The sequence below is a fragment of the Streptomyces sp. NBC_01549 genome (assembly GCF_026339955.1).
In the GTDB taxonomy this organism is placed as follows: Bacteria; Actinomycetota; Actinomycetes; order Streptomycetales; family Streptomycetaceae; genus Streptomyces.
In genome coordinates this window covers 2,211,098-2,226,446 of sequence record NZ_JAPEPW010000001.1, presented here as the reverse complement: position 1 = coordinate 2,226,446, position 15,349 = coordinate 2,211,098, and the positions used below count along the sequence as shown (strand labels likewise).

13 protein-coding genes are annotated in these 15,349 nt (G+C 69.9%); 5 read left to right on the top strand and 8 right to left on the bottom strand.

The window, feature by feature from the left end; translation table 11 throughout:
• Positions 1–252: 252 nt before the first annotated feature.
• Together rarD and OG819_RS09700 are read right to left on the bottom strand one after the other, a co-directional pair.
• The gene (gene rarD, locus OG819_RS09705) at positions 253–1,275 is read right to left on the bottom strand and encodes an EamA family transporter RarD (RefSeq protein WP_266634585.1); all 1,023 of its coding nucleotides are present in this window, start codon (positions 1,273–1,275) and stop codon (positions 253–255) included.
• A 168-nt stretch (positions 1,276–1,443) separates the two neighbouring features.
• Positions 1,444–2,298, bottom strand: a complete 855-nt coding sequence (locus tag OG819_RS09700; RefSeq protein ID WP_266627473.1) for an SDR family oxidoreductase — start codon at positions 2,296–2,298, stop codon at positions 1,444–1,446.
• Between the two features lie 217 nt (positions 2,299–2,515).
• On the opposite strand from OG819_RS09700, the gene OG819_RS09695 reads away from it, so the two are divergent.
• On the top strand, positions 2,516–2,878 hold the full coding sequence (locus OG819_RS09695; RefSeq protein WP_266634587.1) for a helix-turn-helix domain-containing protein: 363 nt from the start codon (positions 2,516–2,518) through the stop codon (positions 2,876–2,878).
• A gap of 128 nt (positions 2,879–3,006) precedes the next feature.
• Here the strand turns inward: OG819_RS09695 and OG819_RS09690 are convergent, their stop codons facing one another.
• The 6 genes from OG819_RS09690 to OG819_RS09665 all read right to left on the bottom strand — a co-directional run bounded on the left by OG819_RS09690 (position 3,007) and on the right by OG819_RS09665 (position 11,626).
• Positions 3,007–4,254 (bottom strand): IS701 family transposase, encoded by a 1,248-nt coding sequence (locus OG819_RS09690; RefSeq protein WP_266652642.1) that lies wholly within the window; start codon positions 4,252–4,254, stop codon positions 3,007–3,009.
• Between the two features lie 132 nt (positions 4,255–4,386).
• A complete protein-coding gene (locus tag OG819_RS09685) occupies positions 4,387–5,466 on the bottom strand; it encodes a 2-oxoacid:ferredoxin oxidoreductase subunit beta (RefSeq protein WP_266627475.1) in 1,080 nt (359 codons plus the stop codon).
• Positions 5,459–7,390 (bottom strand): 2-oxoacid:acceptor oxidoreductase subunit alpha, encoded by a 1,932-nt coding sequence (locus OG819_RS09680; RefSeq protein WP_266648958.1) that lies wholly within the window; start codon positions 7,388–7,390, stop codon positions 5,459–5,461. The genes OG819_RS09685 and OG819_RS09680 overlap by 8 nt, the downstream gene beginning before the upstream one ends.
• Positions 7,391–7,705: 315 nt before the next feature.
• Positions 7,706–8,365, bottom strand: a complete 660-nt coding sequence (locus OG819_RS09675; protein ID WP_323137216.1) for a response regulator transcription factor — start codon at positions 8,363–8,365, stop codon at positions 7,706–7,708.
• A gap of 345 nt (positions 8,366–8,710) precedes the next feature.
• Positions 8,711–10,066, bottom strand: a complete 1,356-nt coding sequence (locus OG819_RS09670; protein WP_266648957.1) for a sensor histidine kinase — start codon at positions 10,064–10,066, stop codon at positions 8,711–8,713.
• Between the two features lie 285 nt (positions 10,067–10,351).
• Complete coding sequence (locus OG819_RS09665; RefSeq protein ID WP_266648955.1) at positions 10,352–11,626, bottom strand: sensor domain-containing protein; 1,275 nt, start codon at positions 11,624–11,626, stop codon at positions 10,352–10,354.
• 384 nt (positions 11,627–12,010) lie between these two features.
• Here OG819_RS09665 and OG819_RS09660 point away from each other — a divergent pair, with 384 nt between their 5' ends.
• Genes OG819_RS09660 through OG819_RS09645 form a run of 4 tightly spaced genes read left to right on the top strand, consistent with a single transcriptional unit; the run spans position 12,011 to position 15,349 of the window.
• Positions 12,011–12,424 carry an NADH-quinone oxidoreductase subunit A gene (locus tag OG819_RS09660; protein WP_075028564.1) on the top strand — a complete coding sequence of 138 codons (414 nt, stop codon included), beginning with the start codon at positions 12,011–12,013 and terminating at the stop codon, positions 12,422–12,424.
• Positions 12,415–13,053 (top strand): NADH-quinone oxidoreductase subunit B, encoded by a 639-nt coding sequence (locus OG819_RS09655; RefSeq protein ID WP_266627484.1) that lies wholly within the window; start codon positions 12,415–12,417, stop codon positions 13,051–13,053. The genes OG819_RS09660 and OG819_RS09655 overlap by 10 nt, the downstream gene beginning before the upstream one ends.
• Positions 13,050–14,384, top strand: coding sequence for an NADH-quinone oxidoreductase subunit C (locus OG819_RS09650; protein ID WP_266648953.1), 1,335 nt, complete (start codon positions 13,050–13,052; stop codon positions 14,382–14,384). Before OG819_RS09655 ends, OG819_RS09650 begins: the two co-directional genes overlap by 4 nt.
• Positions 14,381–15,349: a complex I subunit 1 family protein gene (locus OG819_RS09645; RefSeq protein ID WP_266627488.1), complete on the top strand. Its 969-nt coding sequence runs from the start codon at positions 14,381–14,383 to the stop codon at positions 15,347–15,349. Before OG819_RS09650 ends, OG819_RS09645 begins: the two co-directional genes overlap by 4 nt.

The window sequence follows — 15,349 nt, the reverse complement described above, 5'->3', positions numbered from 1 at the left end:
GGTGTTTCTGAGGCTGATGTGCCGTCAAGAGCGCAATCCGGTCAGCGGAGTTCGGACAGCGAACCCGGCCACCGGGGGCCGGGGCGCAGCCCCGCCCCAGGGGCGCGGGGAACTGCGCGACCAGCCACCACTCACCCGCAGCAGAAGAACTCACCCGCAGCCGAAGAACTCACCCGGGGCCGAGGGGGACCTGGGGGAGGCGGAGCCCCCAGTCGGGATGGGACGGGTAGGGGCGGCGGGGGAAAAAACCCTCTACGGCTTGGCGTCCACGGCGGCGGCACCCCGCACCCGGGCACCGGGGACCGCGACCCCGCTCCCACCCCTGAGCGCTCGCGCCGTCCGCCGCGCAGTCCGCAGCGCGTCGAAGGTGAGCAGCGACAGCGCGAGCCAGACCAGTGCGAACCCGGCCCACCGCTCGGGCGGCATGGCCTCGTGGAAGTAGAGGATGCCGAGAAGGAACTGGAAGACGGGTGCGAGGTACTGCAGCAGCCCCAGCGTGGACAACGGCACCCGTATCGCTGCCGCGCCGAAACAGACCAGCGGAAGCGCGGTCACCACGCCCGTCGCCGCGAGCAGCGTCGCATGCCCCGCACCCTCCGTGCCGAAGGTCGCGCCTCCGCTCGAACCCAGCCACAGCAGATAGGCGAGCGCGGGCAGGAACTGGATCGCCGTCTCGGCGGCGAGCGACTCGATCCCGCCGAGGTTGACCTTCTTCTTCACCAGCCCGTACGTGGCGAAGGAGAAGGCGAGGGTGAGGGAGATCCACGGCGGCCGGCCGTATCCGATGGTCAGGACGAGCACGGCGGAGAAGCCGACACCGACCGCCGCCCACTGCACCGGGCGCAGCCGTTCCTTCAACAGGAGTACGCCCATGGCGATGGTGACGAGCGGGTTGATGAAGTAGCCGAGGGAGGCCTCGACCACGTGCTCGCTGTTCACGGCCCAGATGTAGACGCCCCAGTTGACCGTGATCACGGCCGCCGCGACGGTGATCAGCCCCAGCTTGCGCGGCTGTCGCAGCAGCTCGCCGAGCCAGGCCCAGCGCCGCATCACCAACAGGGCGACACCGACCACCGCGAGGGACCACACCATCCGGTGGGCGAGGATCTCGAGGGCCCCGGCCGGCTTCAACAGCGGCCAGAAGAGCGGAACGAGCCCCCACATCCCGTACGCGGCGAAGCCGTTCAACAGGCCGATGCGCTGCTCGGCCCTGGATGTCGGGGGTCCCGTCGAGCCGACAGGGTCACTGGAGCCTATGGAGCCGGTCGCGCCCATCGAGTTCTTCGCCTGCCGCACGGCCACCGGCCCTCCCTCTCGCACAGCTGCTCCCGTGCAGCCTCCAAGAAGGTAGCGCCGGGCACCCCCGCCTGTCATGCCCGTATCGCCATACGGTCATGACAGGCGGGGGCTGGGAGGGCGACGGTGCCAGGGCCCCGAGGGGAGTCAGCCCTTCAGCGCCGCCGCGATCGACTCGGCGACCGGCGTGGTCGGGCGGCCGGTCAGCCGGGACAGGTCACCGCTGGTGCCGGCGAGCTCGCCCTTCTCGATGGACGCGTCGACGCCCGCCAGGATCGCGGCGAGGGGGCCGGGCAGTCCGGCGCCGGTCAGGATGCCGGTGAGCGCCTCGACGGAGACGGCGTTGTAGACGATCTCCTTGCCGGACCGCTCGGCCACCAGGGCGGCGTACTCGGCGAAGCTCCACGCGGTGTCGCCGCTCAGCTCGTACGTCTTGTTCTCGTGGCCCTCGCCGGTCAGTACGGCCACGGCGGCGGCCGCGTAGTCGGCGCGGGTGGCGGAGGCGACCTTGCCGTCACCGGCGGCCTGGGTGACGGCGCCGTGCTCGAGGACCGGGGCGAGGTTCTCGGTGTAGTTCTCGTTGTACCAGCCGTTGCGCAGCAGGGCGTAGGGCACGCCCGACTCCAGGATCGCCTTCTCGGTGCCCTTGTGGTCGTCGGCGAGGGCGGCGGTCAGGCTGCCCGGGGCGCTGGTGTACGCGAAGAGCGCGACCCCGGCGGCCTTGGCGGCGTCCAGGACGACCTGGTGCTGGGCCACGCGGCCCTTGTCGAACTCGTTGCCGGAGATGAGCAGCACCTTGTCGCCGGCGGCGAAGAGGGTCCCGAAGGTCTCGGGCTCGTTGTAGTTGGCGACCGCGATCTTCACACCGCGGGCCGCGTAGTCGGCGGCCTTCTCCGCGTCGCGGACGACGGCGGTGATCCGGTCGGCCGGAACCTTCTCCAGCAGCCCTTCGATGACGTGGCGGCCGAGGTGTCCGGTGGCTCCGGTGACGACGATGCTCATGACTTGGCTCCTTGTGGGGTGGGTCTGCCACTAACCCTAGGAGGTACACTAACTCTGCGAAAGTACCCACTTTGAAGTAAGGTACTGGCATGGGAGTAAGTGCAAAGGTACTGGCATGGGAGTAAGTGCAAAGGCATCTGTAGAAGCCGCGGCCGCCGCCAAGACTCCGGCCGTCTCCAAGCCCCCGGCCGTCTCCAAGTACGACATCGGCGAGGCGATGTGCCCGTACCGCCTGGTCCTGGAGCACGTCACCAGCCGCTGGGGCGTGCTCGTACTGATCGAGCTGCTCGACCGCCCCTACCGCTTCAGCGAACTGCGCCGGGCGATCGGCAGGGTCAGCGAGAAGATGCTCACCCAGACCCTCCAGACCCTGGAGCGCGACGGCCTCGTTCACCGTGACGCGAAGCCCGTGATCCCGCCCCGCGTCGACTACTCGCTCACCGGACTCGGCCGCGAGGCCGCCGAGCAGGTGCGCGCGCTGGCCGTCTGGACCAAGGACCGGATGGACGACGTCGAGAAGTCCCGTCACGCGTACGACGAGGCCCGGGCGTCAGCCGTCCGGGCCCCTGGAACTTCTTGAGCGCCTAGTAGGGCTTTGTTAGGTCCTGTGGTGGGGTTCGGGTGTGGGGGCGGGGTGGCCGCATATCGAGCAGGCGCCGGTCCAGGTGGCCAGGATCTTCTGTAACGCGCGCAGAACCGCGTAGAGGGTCAGGCCGGCGCAGGGACTTTTGGGTCGAGGCGGAGCATGGTGCAGAAGGCCTGGGCGAGGGCGGCCAGGGTCACGTGCCGGTGCCAGCCGAGGTAGCTGCGGCCTTCGAAGTGGTCCAGGCCGAGGCCGTCCTTGAGCTCACGGTAGTCGTGCTCGACCCGCCAGCGGATCTTGGCGATACGGACGAGTTCGCGTAGCGGGGTGCCGGCGGGCAGGGTGGAGAGCCAGTAGTCGGTGGGCTCGGCGGCGCCGGGTGGCCATTCGGCCAGCAGCCAGCACTCGGGCAGACTGCCGTCCAGGTCACGGGGGATGTCGCGGTTGGCCGGGCGCACGCGCATGGCCACGAAGCGCGAGCGCATGTCGGCCCGTGGGTTGCGCGGACCGCTCTTGGTGCCCTGGCGCCAGGTGACGGTGCGGGCGGCGCCCCGCCCGGCGGCCAGGACGAGGTCACGCAGGGTGCTGTGCGGCATCGGGTAGGCGGGCCGGGGCGGGCGGCCGCGGCCGCTGTAGGGCGGACGCTCGGGCAACGCCTCACCGGGGTAGGCGGTGGTGGTTCCTTTGACGGCGACCGCGTAGGCGAGACCGCATTCGGTCAGGCCCAGGCGGAAGCCGGTGGCATCGCCGTAACCGGCATCGGCGACCACCGGCAGACCGGGCAGTTCCCACTGGCCGCGGACCTCGTCGAGCATCTCCAGCGCCTGGCGCCACTTCTCCTTGTGGCGGACCTGGTCGGGGATGCCCGCCCGCTGGCGGCGTCGGCGGATCGCCTCGGCCAGCAGCGGGTCGTCCCCGGATGCGGCGTCGTCCCAGCTGTCGGGGATGAACAGCCGCCAGTTGACGGCCGCTGAGGCGTGGTCGCTGACCAAGTTGACACTGACCGCTATCTGGCAGTTTCCGCGCTTGCCCAAGGCGCCGCAGTACATCCGGGCCACCCCAGGGGAGTCGTACCCGTCCTTTGGGAAGCCCGTGTCGTCGATCGCATACGCCTCCGGGGTGATGTGCGCCGCTGCCCACCGCGAGACCCGGCGCCGCACCTCGACGTAGTCCCAGGTGGAGGAGGAGATGAACTGCTGCAGCTGCTGGTGGTCCACGCCCAGACGCTCGGCCATCGGCTGCATCGACTTGCGCTTGCCGTCCAGCATCAGCCCACGCACGTACAGCTCGCCCTTGGCCCGCTGGTCCCGGCGTTTCACCGTGCCGAGCATCTCGGCTGCGAACGCCTCCAAGCGGGGGCGGATCTCGTCCATCTCCTCAGGTGTCACACCTGACAGGACATCACGAGACTACCTCGGAACGATCAACCAGGGTACGTAACAAAGCCCTACTAGAAGAGCGCCTAGAATTAGCGCCTAGAAGAGCGCCTCGAACGATCGGCTCGCTCAGCCGACGACCGTCCAGGTGTCCCCGCCCGCGAGGAGCGTCGCGAGGTCGCCCTTGCCGTTCTGTTCGATGGCCGTGTCGAGCTGGTCGGCCATCTGGGTGTCGTAGACCGGCCGCTCGACGGAGCGCAGGACGCCGATCGGGGTGTGGTGCAGGGTGTCCGGGTCGGCCAGCCGGGAGAGCGCGAAGGCCGTGGTCGGGGACGCGGAGTGGGCGTCGTGGACCAGGATCTGTGCCTCGTTCTCCGGGGTGACGGTGACGACCTTCAGGTCACCGGTCAGCTGATCCCGTACGACACCCTTGGCGCGGTCCGCGCCGAAGCGGATCTGCTGCCCGTGTTCGAGACGGATCACCGCCTCCTCGGCCTGCTGCTTGTCCTTGAGGACCTCGAAGGCGCCGTCGTTGAAGATGTTGCAGTTCTGGTAGATCTCCACCAGCGCCGTGCCCGGGTGGGCGGCGGCCTGCCGCAGTACGTCGGTGAGGTGCTTGCGGTCGGAGTCCACGGTCCGGGCCACGAAGGACGCCTCCGCGCCGATGGCCAGGGACACCGGGTTGAAGGGCGCGTCCAGCGAACCCATCGGCGTCGACTTGGTGATCTTGCCGACCTCGGAGGTCGGCGAGTACTGGCCCTTGGTGAGGCCGTAGATCCGGTTGTTGAACAGCAGGATCTTCAGGTTCACGTTGCGGCGCAGCGCGTGGATCAGATGGTTGCCGCCGATGGAGAGGGCGTCCCCGTCACCGGTCACCACCCACACGCTCAGGTCCCGCCTGCTGGAGGCGAGGCCCGTCGCGATGGCGGGTGCGCGGCCGTGGATGGAGTGCATGCCGTACGTGTTCATGTAGTACGGGAAGCGGGACGAGCAGCCGATGCCCGACACGAAGACGATGTTCTCCTTGGCGAGGCCGAGCTCGGGCATGAAGCCCTGCACGGCGGCCAGGATCGCGTAGTCACCGCAACCGGGGCACCAGCGCACTTCCTGATCGGACTTGAAGTCCTTCATGGACTGCCTGGCCTCGGCCTTGGGCACCAGAGTGAGTGACTCGATCGTGTCCGCGCTTCCTGTGGTCGTCTCAGCCATCGATGGCCTCCTTGAGCGCCGTGGCGAGCTGTTCGGCCTTGAACGGCATACCGTTGACCTGGTTGTAGGAGTGCGCGTCGACCAGGTACTTCGCCCGGACGAGAGTGGCGAGCTGGCCGAGGTTCATCTCGGGGATCACCACCTTCTCGTAACGCCCCAGCACCGCTCCGAGATTCCGGGGGAAGGGGTTGAGGTGGCGCAGATGGGCCTGCGCGATGTTCTCCCCGGCCGCCCGCAGCCGCCGTACCGCCGCGGTGATGGGTCCGTACGTCGAACCCCAGCCCAGCACGAGGGTGTTGGCCTCGCCGGAGGGGTCGTCGACCTCGATGTCCGGGACATCGATGCCGTCGATCTTCGCCTGGCGGGTGCGGACCATGAAGTCGTGGTTGGCGGGGTCGTAGGAGATGTTGCCCGTGCCGTCCTGCTTCTCGATGCCGCCGATGCGGTGTTCGAGCCCCGGTGTGCCCGGGATCGCCCAGGGGCGGGCCAGGGTCTGCGGGTCGCGCTTGTACGGCCAGAACACTTCCGTGCCGTCGTCCAGCGTGTGGTTCGGGCCCTGCGCGAACTGCACCCGCAGATCCGGGAGTTCGTCGACCTCCGGGATCCGCCACGGCTCGGAGCCGTTGGCCAGGTAGCCGTCGGACAGGAGGAGGACGGGGGTGCGGTAGGTGAGGGCGATCCGGGCCGCCTCCAGGGCGGCGCCGAAGCAGTCGGCCGGTGTGCACGGGGCGACCACCGGGACCGGGGCCTCTCCGTTGCGCCCGTACATCGCCTGGAGCAGGTCCGCCTGTTCCGTCTTCGTCGGCAGACCCGTGGACGGCCCGCCGCGCTGGATGTCGATGACCAGCAGTGGCAGTTCCAGGGAGACCGCGAGCCCGATGGTCTCCGACTTCAGTGCCACGCCCGGCCCGGAGGTGGTGGTGACGGCGAGGGAGCCGCCGAAGGCCGCGCCCAGGGCGGCGCCGATGCCCGCGATCTCGTCCTCGGCCTGGAAGGTGCGCACGCCGAAGTTCTTGTGCTTGCTGAGCTCGTGCAGGATGTCGGAGGCGGGGGTGATCGGGTAAGAGCCCAGGTAGAGGGGCAGGTCCGCCTGCTTGGAGGCGGCGATCAGGCCGTACGACAGGGCCAGGTTCCCGGAGATGTTGCGGTAGGTGCCGGTCGGGAAGGTCTTGGTGGCCGGAGCGACCTCGTACGAGACCGCGAAGTCCTCCGTCGTCTCGCCGAAGTTCCAGCCCGCCCGGAACGCGGCGATGTTGGCGGCGGCGATCTCGGGCTTCTTCGCGAACTTGGTCTGCAGGAACTTCTCCGTGCCCTCGGTGGGCCGGTGATACATCCACGACAGAAGCCCCAGCGCGAACATGTTCTTGCTGCGCTCGGCCTCCTTGCGGGACAGCTCGAACTCCTTGAGCGCCTCGACCGTCATCGTCGTCAGCGGGACCGGATGGACGGCGTACCCGTCCAGCGAACCGTCCTCCAGCGGGCTGGCGGCGTAGCCGACCTTCGCCATCGCCCGCTTGGTGAACTCGTCCGTGTTGACGATGATCTCCGCGCCACGCGGCACATCACCGATGTTCGCCTTCAGGGCGGCCGGGTTCATGGCTACCAGGACATTCGGCGCGTCACCGGGCGTGAGGATGTCATGGTCCGCGAAATGCAGCTGAAATGAAGAAACGCCCGGCAGTGTGCCTGCGGGCGCTCGGATTTCGGCGGGGAAGTTCGGCAGCGTGGAAAGATCGTTGCCGAAGGACGCCGTTTCGGAGGTGAAGCGGTCGCCGGTGAGTTGCATTCCATCACCGGAGTCACCCGCGAACCGGATGATCACCCGGTCGAGCCGGCGAGTTTCCTTTGCCCTCGCCGGTTTGCGCTGTTCTCCTACGACGGCTCCGTCGGCATGCTCCGCTGGGCTACTGACCTGGCTGGTCACTTAACTGGACCTCCTTCGAGGCGGCTGTCTGGGAGCGGCCTTCCCGCAGACCTTCCCAGGACCAACCCTACGTCTGTAAGGGTCGCCTTCCCTCGGCCGTTCGCATGATGGACACCATTTTGAGACGGTTCGACGCCCTGAATTGTCATGACTTACTCGCCCCCGACGCTCCTCTGGAAGACGCTTCCACCTCATCCTTTGGTTCTCGTGCCGGTCTCGTGCCGGTCTCGCGCCGCGCTGGTGCCGCTCCGGTGCCGTGTCGGGCGCCCCTGTGCCTCGCGGGGGATTCCGGTCGGCTGACCCAGTGTCAGTCCCTCAGGAGTTCAGATACGTGAGGACGGCGAGAACACGCCGGTGATCCCCGTCGCTCGGGGACAGCCCGAGTTTCAGAAAGATATTGCTGACGTGTTTCTCGACCGCTCCGTCACTCACCACGAGCTGCCGGGCGATCGCCGAATTGGTGCGCCCCTCGGCCATAAGTCCTAGGACCTCCCGCTCCCGCGGGGTGAGCCCGGCCAGCACATCCTGTTTGCGACTGCGCCCGAGCAGCTGCGCGACCACTTCCGGGTCCAGCGCGGTACCCCCCTGGGCCACCCGCACCACCGCGTCCACGAACTCGCGAACCTCCGCGACGCGGTCCTTGAGCAGATAGCCGACGCCACGGCTGGAACCGGCCAGCAGTTCGGTGGCGTAGCGCTCCTCCACGTACTGCGAGAGCACCAGCACCCCCACCCCGGGATGGTGCTTGCGCAGCTGCACGGCCGCCTTCACGCCCTCGTCGGTGTGCGTCGGCGGCATCCGCACGTCGGCGACCACGACGTCCGGCAGCGCGTTCTGGGCCGCCAGGTCGGTGATGGTCTTGATCAGCGCGTCGCCGTCCCCGACACCGGCCACGACGTCGTGCCCGCGGTCGGTCAACAACCGGGTCAGGCCCTCCCTGAGCAGCACTGAATCCTCGGCGATGACCACCCGCACCCTGTCCTCCACGATTCTCGGCCCCCCACACCCGTCCCCGGCCCACGCCGGACACCACGTCCCCGCTCACACATCAGCCCTCAGCATCCCAGCATTCGGACCGACCCGCGCCCGAGCAAGGGGAATCAAGGGCAATCAACGGGAATCAACGGGAATCAACGGGACGGAGGGAAGGGGAATACGGGGGATGCACTTTTGTCTCCGGGTGGGTTTTTTCTGGGGGCGGTGATTTCGAACTGGTGGGGTGCAGGGGCAGCGCCCCTGGCGGGGTCTGGGGCGGAGCCCCAGGGGATGGGACGGGTAGGGGCGGCGGGGGCGAGAACACCCCACCCGGCACCCCCCGGTTCACCCCCGCCAGGGCAACTCCGCCGTAATCCGAGTAGGCCCACCCACAGGCGAGTCCACCACCAGAATCCCGTCCACCGCACCGAGCCGCTCCGCCAGCCCCGCAAGCCCGGACCCACCGGAAACGTCCGCCCCACCCACACCATCGTCGACAACCTGAAGCATCAACCGGTTCTCGACCCGCCACACATCGACCGTGGCCCGCGTCGCCCGCGCGTGCTTACTGATGTTCTGCAGAAGCTCGGAAACGGTGAAGTACGCGATCCCCTCGATCGCCGGCGCGGGCCGAGCGGGAAGATCCACATCCACCTGCACCGGCACGGTGCACCGCGAGGCCACCGAGGACAGCGCCGCATCCAGCCCACGATCGGTCAGCACGGCCGGATGAATCCCGCGCGCCAGATCCCGCAGCTCCTGCAACGCCGTCTTCACCTCACCGTGCGCCTCGTCCACCATCCGCGCCGCGGCCTGCGGATCCTCGGTGAGCTTCTCCTTGGCCAGCCCGAGCCCCATCGCGAGGTTGACGAGCCGTGCCTGCGCCCCGTCGTGCAGGTCTCGTTCGATGCGCCGCAGGTCCGCCGCGGCGGCGTCGACCACGACCCCCCGGTCCGACTCCAGCTCGACGACCCGGCTCGCCAGCCGCGACGGCCCGAGCAGCCCCGCCACCATCACCCGGTCCACCGTGGTCAGCGCCCGCACGATCCACGGCGTGGCCATCGTGATCAGCAGCCCCAGCAGCGCGGTGACGGTGATCTCGAAGGGGTTGTCGAGGTAGATGCCGTGCGTTTCGTCGCCGTAGAGCTGCAGGCCGCCCTGCCCGCCGTACACCGGAAAGAGCCAGAACCACAGCGGATACGTCAGCATCGCCCAGCCGTACGCCCAGAAGCTCAGCGACACCATGAACGAGAACACCGACCACGGGAACTGCACCACCGCGTACAGCAGATGCCGCCACGCCGGACCGTTCTTGAGGACCGCCCCCATCCACGCCATCGCCCCGTGCTTCCGCACCCGCAGGGGCTCCGGCGCCGCCACCTCGATCCCGAGCAACCCGCGCGCCCGCGCACGCTCCAACGCGCCGAATCCGCGGCAGCCGGCGAGGGCCGCGGCGAGCACCGGGATGCCCAGGAACGTGATCAGCAGCCCCATGCCGAGCGAGAACATCGTGACGGCGAACGTGAACATGATGAGGCCGAGAGGCAGGCTCAGCATCACATAGCCGAACTCACGCCAGCTGCGGGCCTCGATCGGCGCCCGCAGCGGTGCCGGGAGACGGTGCCGCCGCTCCTCGGCACCCGCCCCGCGGAATCCGGGCCCGCTCGGGTACCCGTACCCCTGTCCGTACTCCGTCGCCATCGGTGTCGTCCGTTCTACTTGTCCTGCTCGCCGCCTCGTACTCCCACCCTGCTGCGCCCGGCCCTTCCCGACCATGGAGCGGGTCGGCGTCTTGGAACGGGGGTTTTCCCTACCTCGGAGACCGGCGTCCGCCCGGAAAGCGCGGGAAACGCGGGAAGCACGGGAGACGCGGGAACCACGGCCGTACGAACCAGTCGCGCCCCGCCCGTCCTGCCCGCCCCGCCTGTCCTGCCCGCCCCGCCTGTCCTGCCCACCCCGCCAGTCCCGCCCGTACCTCCCGCCCCCTCAGCCCCGCCCGTCCTGCCCATCCCCCCGGTTCCGCCAGGGCAGCTCCGCCGTGATGGTGGTCGGCCCGCCGGGCGGTGAGTCGATGAGGAACAGCCCGTCCACCGCACCGAGCCGGTCCGCGAGCCCCGCCATCCCCGTACCGCCGTCGAGGGCCGCCCCACCGCGCCCGTCGTCCCGGACCTGTATGAGCAGCCGCTCGTCCGCCCGCCACACGTCGACGGACGCGGACCGCGCCCCACTGTGCTTGCTGACGTTCTGCAGCAGCTCGGACACGGTGAAGTAGGCGATGCCCTCGATCGCGGCGGCCGGTCTCGTCGCGAGGTCGGCCGTCACCTTCACCGGCACGGTGCAGCGCGAGGCGATCGACGACAGCGCCGCGTCGAGGCCCCGGTCGGTGAGGACCGCGGGATGGATACCGCGCGCCAGATCGCGCAGCTCCTGCAGGGCCAGCTTCACCTCGCCGTGCGCCTCGTCGACCATGGCCGCGACGGTCTCGTCGGCCTGGCCCTCAAGGAGCTTCTCCTTGGCCAGGCCGAGCCCCATCGCGAGGTTGACGAGCCGTGCCTGCGCCCCGTCGTGCAGGTCTCGTTCGATGCGCCGCAGGTCCGCCGCGGCGGTGTCGACCACGACCCCCCGGTCCGACTCCAGCTCGGCGATGCGCCGCTCCAACTCGTCCGAGGGCGACAGCAGCCCGCGCACCATGGCCCGGTCCACGTTCGTCAGCCCCCGGGCGAGGAACGGCAGTACCGGCCACAGCAGGAACAACGACGTGAGCGTGACGGTGAAGGTGACGATGCCCCACGGCAGCCGGATGAAGTCGTACAGCACCGTCCGCCAGGCCACCGAGTCCCTCAGGCTCGACCACAACCAGGAGAAGAAGCCCGTCCGGCGCACCAGTACCGGGCTCGGCTCGTCGATCCGCACGCCGAGCAGCTTGCGCGCCCGCGCCCGCTCCATCCGGCCCAGCAGCCGCGCGCCCAGCAGCCCGCCCGCGAGCAGCGGCAGCCCGACCACCGTCACCGCCAGCCCCGCGCCCATGGAGATGAGCGTCACGACGTACACGAAGCCGACGATCGAGACCGGCAGATTGGCGAGGAGATGCGCGATCTCCTTCCACGTCTGCCGGCCGAGGGCGAAGCGTGCCGGAGGCAGCCGGTCGTTGTCGGCCGACTCGTCCGGCGCGTCGGGCGCATCCGGCACATCCGGGGCATGCGGGGCTTGCGGCGGGTTCGATGGCCCGACGGAGCCGACAGGGGTGATGCGTTCGGTCATATTCGCTAGCCTGCCCGTCGGCGAGCCCCCGCGCCATGAGGTCGACCGCCACGATCCACTGGGGAAAACCCCACCCCTTGAGGTGAAAGCGAACACCGCCGCGAGGTGTACCTGGCTGTGCTCGCGAGGTGAAATGGGAAGTGACCGCGAGGTGCGGACGGGGACCCGGTGGCGCGTGAGCCGGGCGAGTCCGGGAACCCGGCGCCGGGCGAGGCGGACGAGTCGGTGACATGTCCCCGATAGCCAATGCGTGACGGGCTGCTTACCGTCTCTTTAGCAGGCCCTAGACTCCCGTCCGTACAGATCGTCGAACAGGGCGCATCACAGCGTGCGCGACGGGGCGTGCGCGCCGGGCGCAACGAGGTCAGGGAGTGAGGGGCTGACGTGCCGGAACCGACCGTTGTCACGGCCACCGGGGCCGTCGTCGCGGCGGGCTACTTCCAGTCGTACTCGGTCGTCGGACTGCTCGTAGTCGTCGGCGTGCTCTTCGTCGCCGTCGCCTTCGGGGCGGGCCGTCTGCTGCGGCCGGTGGTCCCGACCCCCGAGAAGCTCCTGACGTACGAGTGCGGCGTCGACCCCGTCGGCGAGGGCTGGGCCCACACCCAGGTCCGTTACTACGTCTACGCCTTCCTCTACGTCATCTTCGCCGTCGACTCGATCTTCCTCTTCCCCTGGGCGACCGTCTTCGCCGCGCCCGGCTACGGCGCGGCCACCCTCGTGGAGATGTTCATCTTCCTCGGCTTCCTGGCCGTGGGCCTGCTGTACGCATACAAGAAGGGCGTCCTGACATGGACGTGACCCCCTCGAAGACCTCCGAGCCGGTGCCGCCGCCCGAGCCGGTGGTACTGCCCGAACCGGTGCCGCTGCCCGAGCCGAAGCGGCTCGGCGCGCTCTCCCGGCTGGCCCCGGAACCGATGAAGGTGGTCCTGAACTGGGGCCGTCGCTACTCGCTCTGGGTCTTCAACTTCGGGCTCGCCTGCTGCGCGATCGAGTTCATCGCCGCCTCGATGGCCCGGCACGACTTCATCCGACTCGGCGTGATCCCGTTCGCACCGGGTCCGCGCCAGGCCGACCTGATGGTCGTCTCCGGCACGGTCACGGACAAGATGGCTCCGGCCGTCAAGCGCCTGTACGAGCAGATGCCGGAGCCGAAGTACGTCATCTCCTTCGGCGCGTGCTCCAACTGCGGCGGCCCGTACTGGGACTCCTACTCCGTCACCAAGGGCGTCGACCAGATCATCCCGGTGGACGTCTACGTCCCCGGGTGCCCGCCCCGCCCCGAGGCGTTGCTGCAGGGCATCCTCAAGCTCCAGGAGAAGATCGCCCGAGAGTCGCTGGGAGAGCGCTACGGCTCCTCGCCGCGTCCGTCGGCCGCCGCCCTCCAGAGCGACCTGGTGCGCCCGCCCGCCGTGGGTGAGGACCGATGACCGTCGGCTGGCTCCCCGCCCCTGTCGAGGAACTCTTCGGCCCGGAGGCCACGGCCGAGGAGTCGTACGAGGTCCTGACGGTCGACGTGCGGCCGGCTGCCTGGGTCCGCGCCCTGGAGACCGCGCGCGACTCGCTGAACTGCACCTACTTCGACTGGCTGAGCGCTGTCGACGAACCCGGCACCGGCTTCCGCGTCGCCGCGCACGTGGTGGCCCTGTCTCCCGTACGCCGCCTCCTCGTCCGTACGACCGTCCCGCACTCGGCACCCGTCCTGGCGACGGCGGTCTCCGTGTACGCCGGCGCCGGCTGGCACGAGCGCGAGACCCACGAGATGTTCGGCGTCACCTTCGAGGGGCACCCCGGCCTGGACCCCCTTCTTCTCCCCGAGGGCTTCGAGGGCCACCCCCTCCGCAAGGACTTCGTTCTCGCCGCCCGTGTCGCCAAGGCCTGGCCCGGTGCGAAGGAGCCGGGGGAGTCCGATCACGGTGGACCCAAGCGTCGCCAGATGCTTCCGCCCGGCGTCCCCGACCCCAACGAATGGGGTCCCCTGAAGGGCCAGCTCCCCCCGGCCCCCGCCCGCCCCGCGCGCGGAGCGGCCCGCGCCGCCGGCGACCGCCCGGTGCGCCGGGCCCGCACGGCGGGCGAGGGCTCGGCAAGCCAGGCTCCCGCTGGTGGTGGCACGGAGGCCGGTCCCGCCACAGCAGGTACCGACGCCGCTGCCGGTGCGCAGGCCCCGACGCCACCGCGTCGGGCGCGCAGCGCCGGCCAGGGCTCGGCCAGCCAGCGGACCGAGGCCCCGGCCGCCGAGCAGCAGGCGACCCCGACAACCCCCGACGCCCCGGGACCCACCGAGCCCACGCCTCCCGTCGGCCCTCGCCGCACGCGCAGCGCGAGCCAGGGCTCGGCGACGCAAAGGACACAGTCCACCGCCCCACCCGCCCCCACCGAACCGACAGCCTCGACCGAACCGACGCCCGCGACGGAACCGACACCCTCCGCCGAGCCGTCCACTCCCGTCGAGCCGTCAGCTCTCACCGGACAGGCAAGGCCCGCAGCGTCGCGCAGCTCCGACGCCCCTTGGCACCACGCCCGCCCCGCTTTCGACGAACCGAAGCCGGAGCCCAAGCCGGAGCCCGGGTCGGAGTCGGAGCCGGGGGCGGGGTCCAAGCCGGACCGAGGCCTTGAGGGCACCGAGGAGCCCGAGGCCACCGCGAAACCCCCGGCATCCCCTGACTCGGACTCCGGCGCGGACCCCGACTCCACCCCCACGCCCGAAGACTCCACCCCTGAAGACCCCACCCCCAGAAACCCAGCCGGAGGCACGCAGTGAACGACGCTCTCGACGTCGCCCTACGCCTCCTCGTCGTCTTCGTCGTGTTCCTGACGTTCCCCCTGATCGTCGGTCAGACCGAGCACAAGGTGATGGCCCACATGCAGGGGCGCCTCGGCCCCATGTACGCCGGCGGCTTCCACGGCTGGGCCCAGCTCGTCGCGGACGGCGTGAAGTTCGCGCAGAAGGAAGACGTCATCCCCGCGGGCGCGGACCGCCGTATCTTCCAGCTCGCCCCCGCCGTGGCGCTCCTCCCGTATCTCCTCGTCCTCCTCGCCATCCCGATCGGCCCGGGTGAGGGCGCGGTAGGCCAGGTCGTCGACGCGGGCATCTTCTTCGTCCTCGCGGTGATGGGCGTGGGCGTCCTCGGCTCGATCATGGCGGGCTGGGCCTCGGCCAACAAGTTCTCCCTCCTCGGCGGCCTGCGTACCGCCGCGCAGCTCCTCGCGTACGAACTCCCGATGCTGCTGACCGCCGCCTCCGTCGCGATGGCGGCCGGCACGGTCTCCCTGCCCGGCATCGTCGCCGCCTTCGAGTGGTGGTGGCTGCCCTGGCAGATCGTCGGCGCGATCGTCTTCTTCGTGGCGGGCCTCGCCGAACTCCAGCGCCCGCCCTTCGACATGCCCGTCGCCGACTCGGAGATCATCTTCGGCGCGTACACCGAGTACACAGGCCTCCGCTTCGCGCTCTTCCTCCTCGCCGAGTACGCCGGAATCGTCGTCCTGTGCGCTTTGACCACCGTCCTCTTCCTGGGCGGCTGGCACGGCCCGTGGGGTGCCGACGGCCTCGGCTGGGTCTGGACCCTCCTGAAGGCGGCCCTACTCGCCTTCGTCGTGATCTGGCTGCGCGTCACCTACCCCCGCCTGCGCGAGGACCAGCTCCAGAAACTCTCCTGGACCCTCCTCGTCCCCCTCTCCCTCGCCCAGATCGCCCTCACCGGCATCGTCAAGGTGGTGATCTCGTAA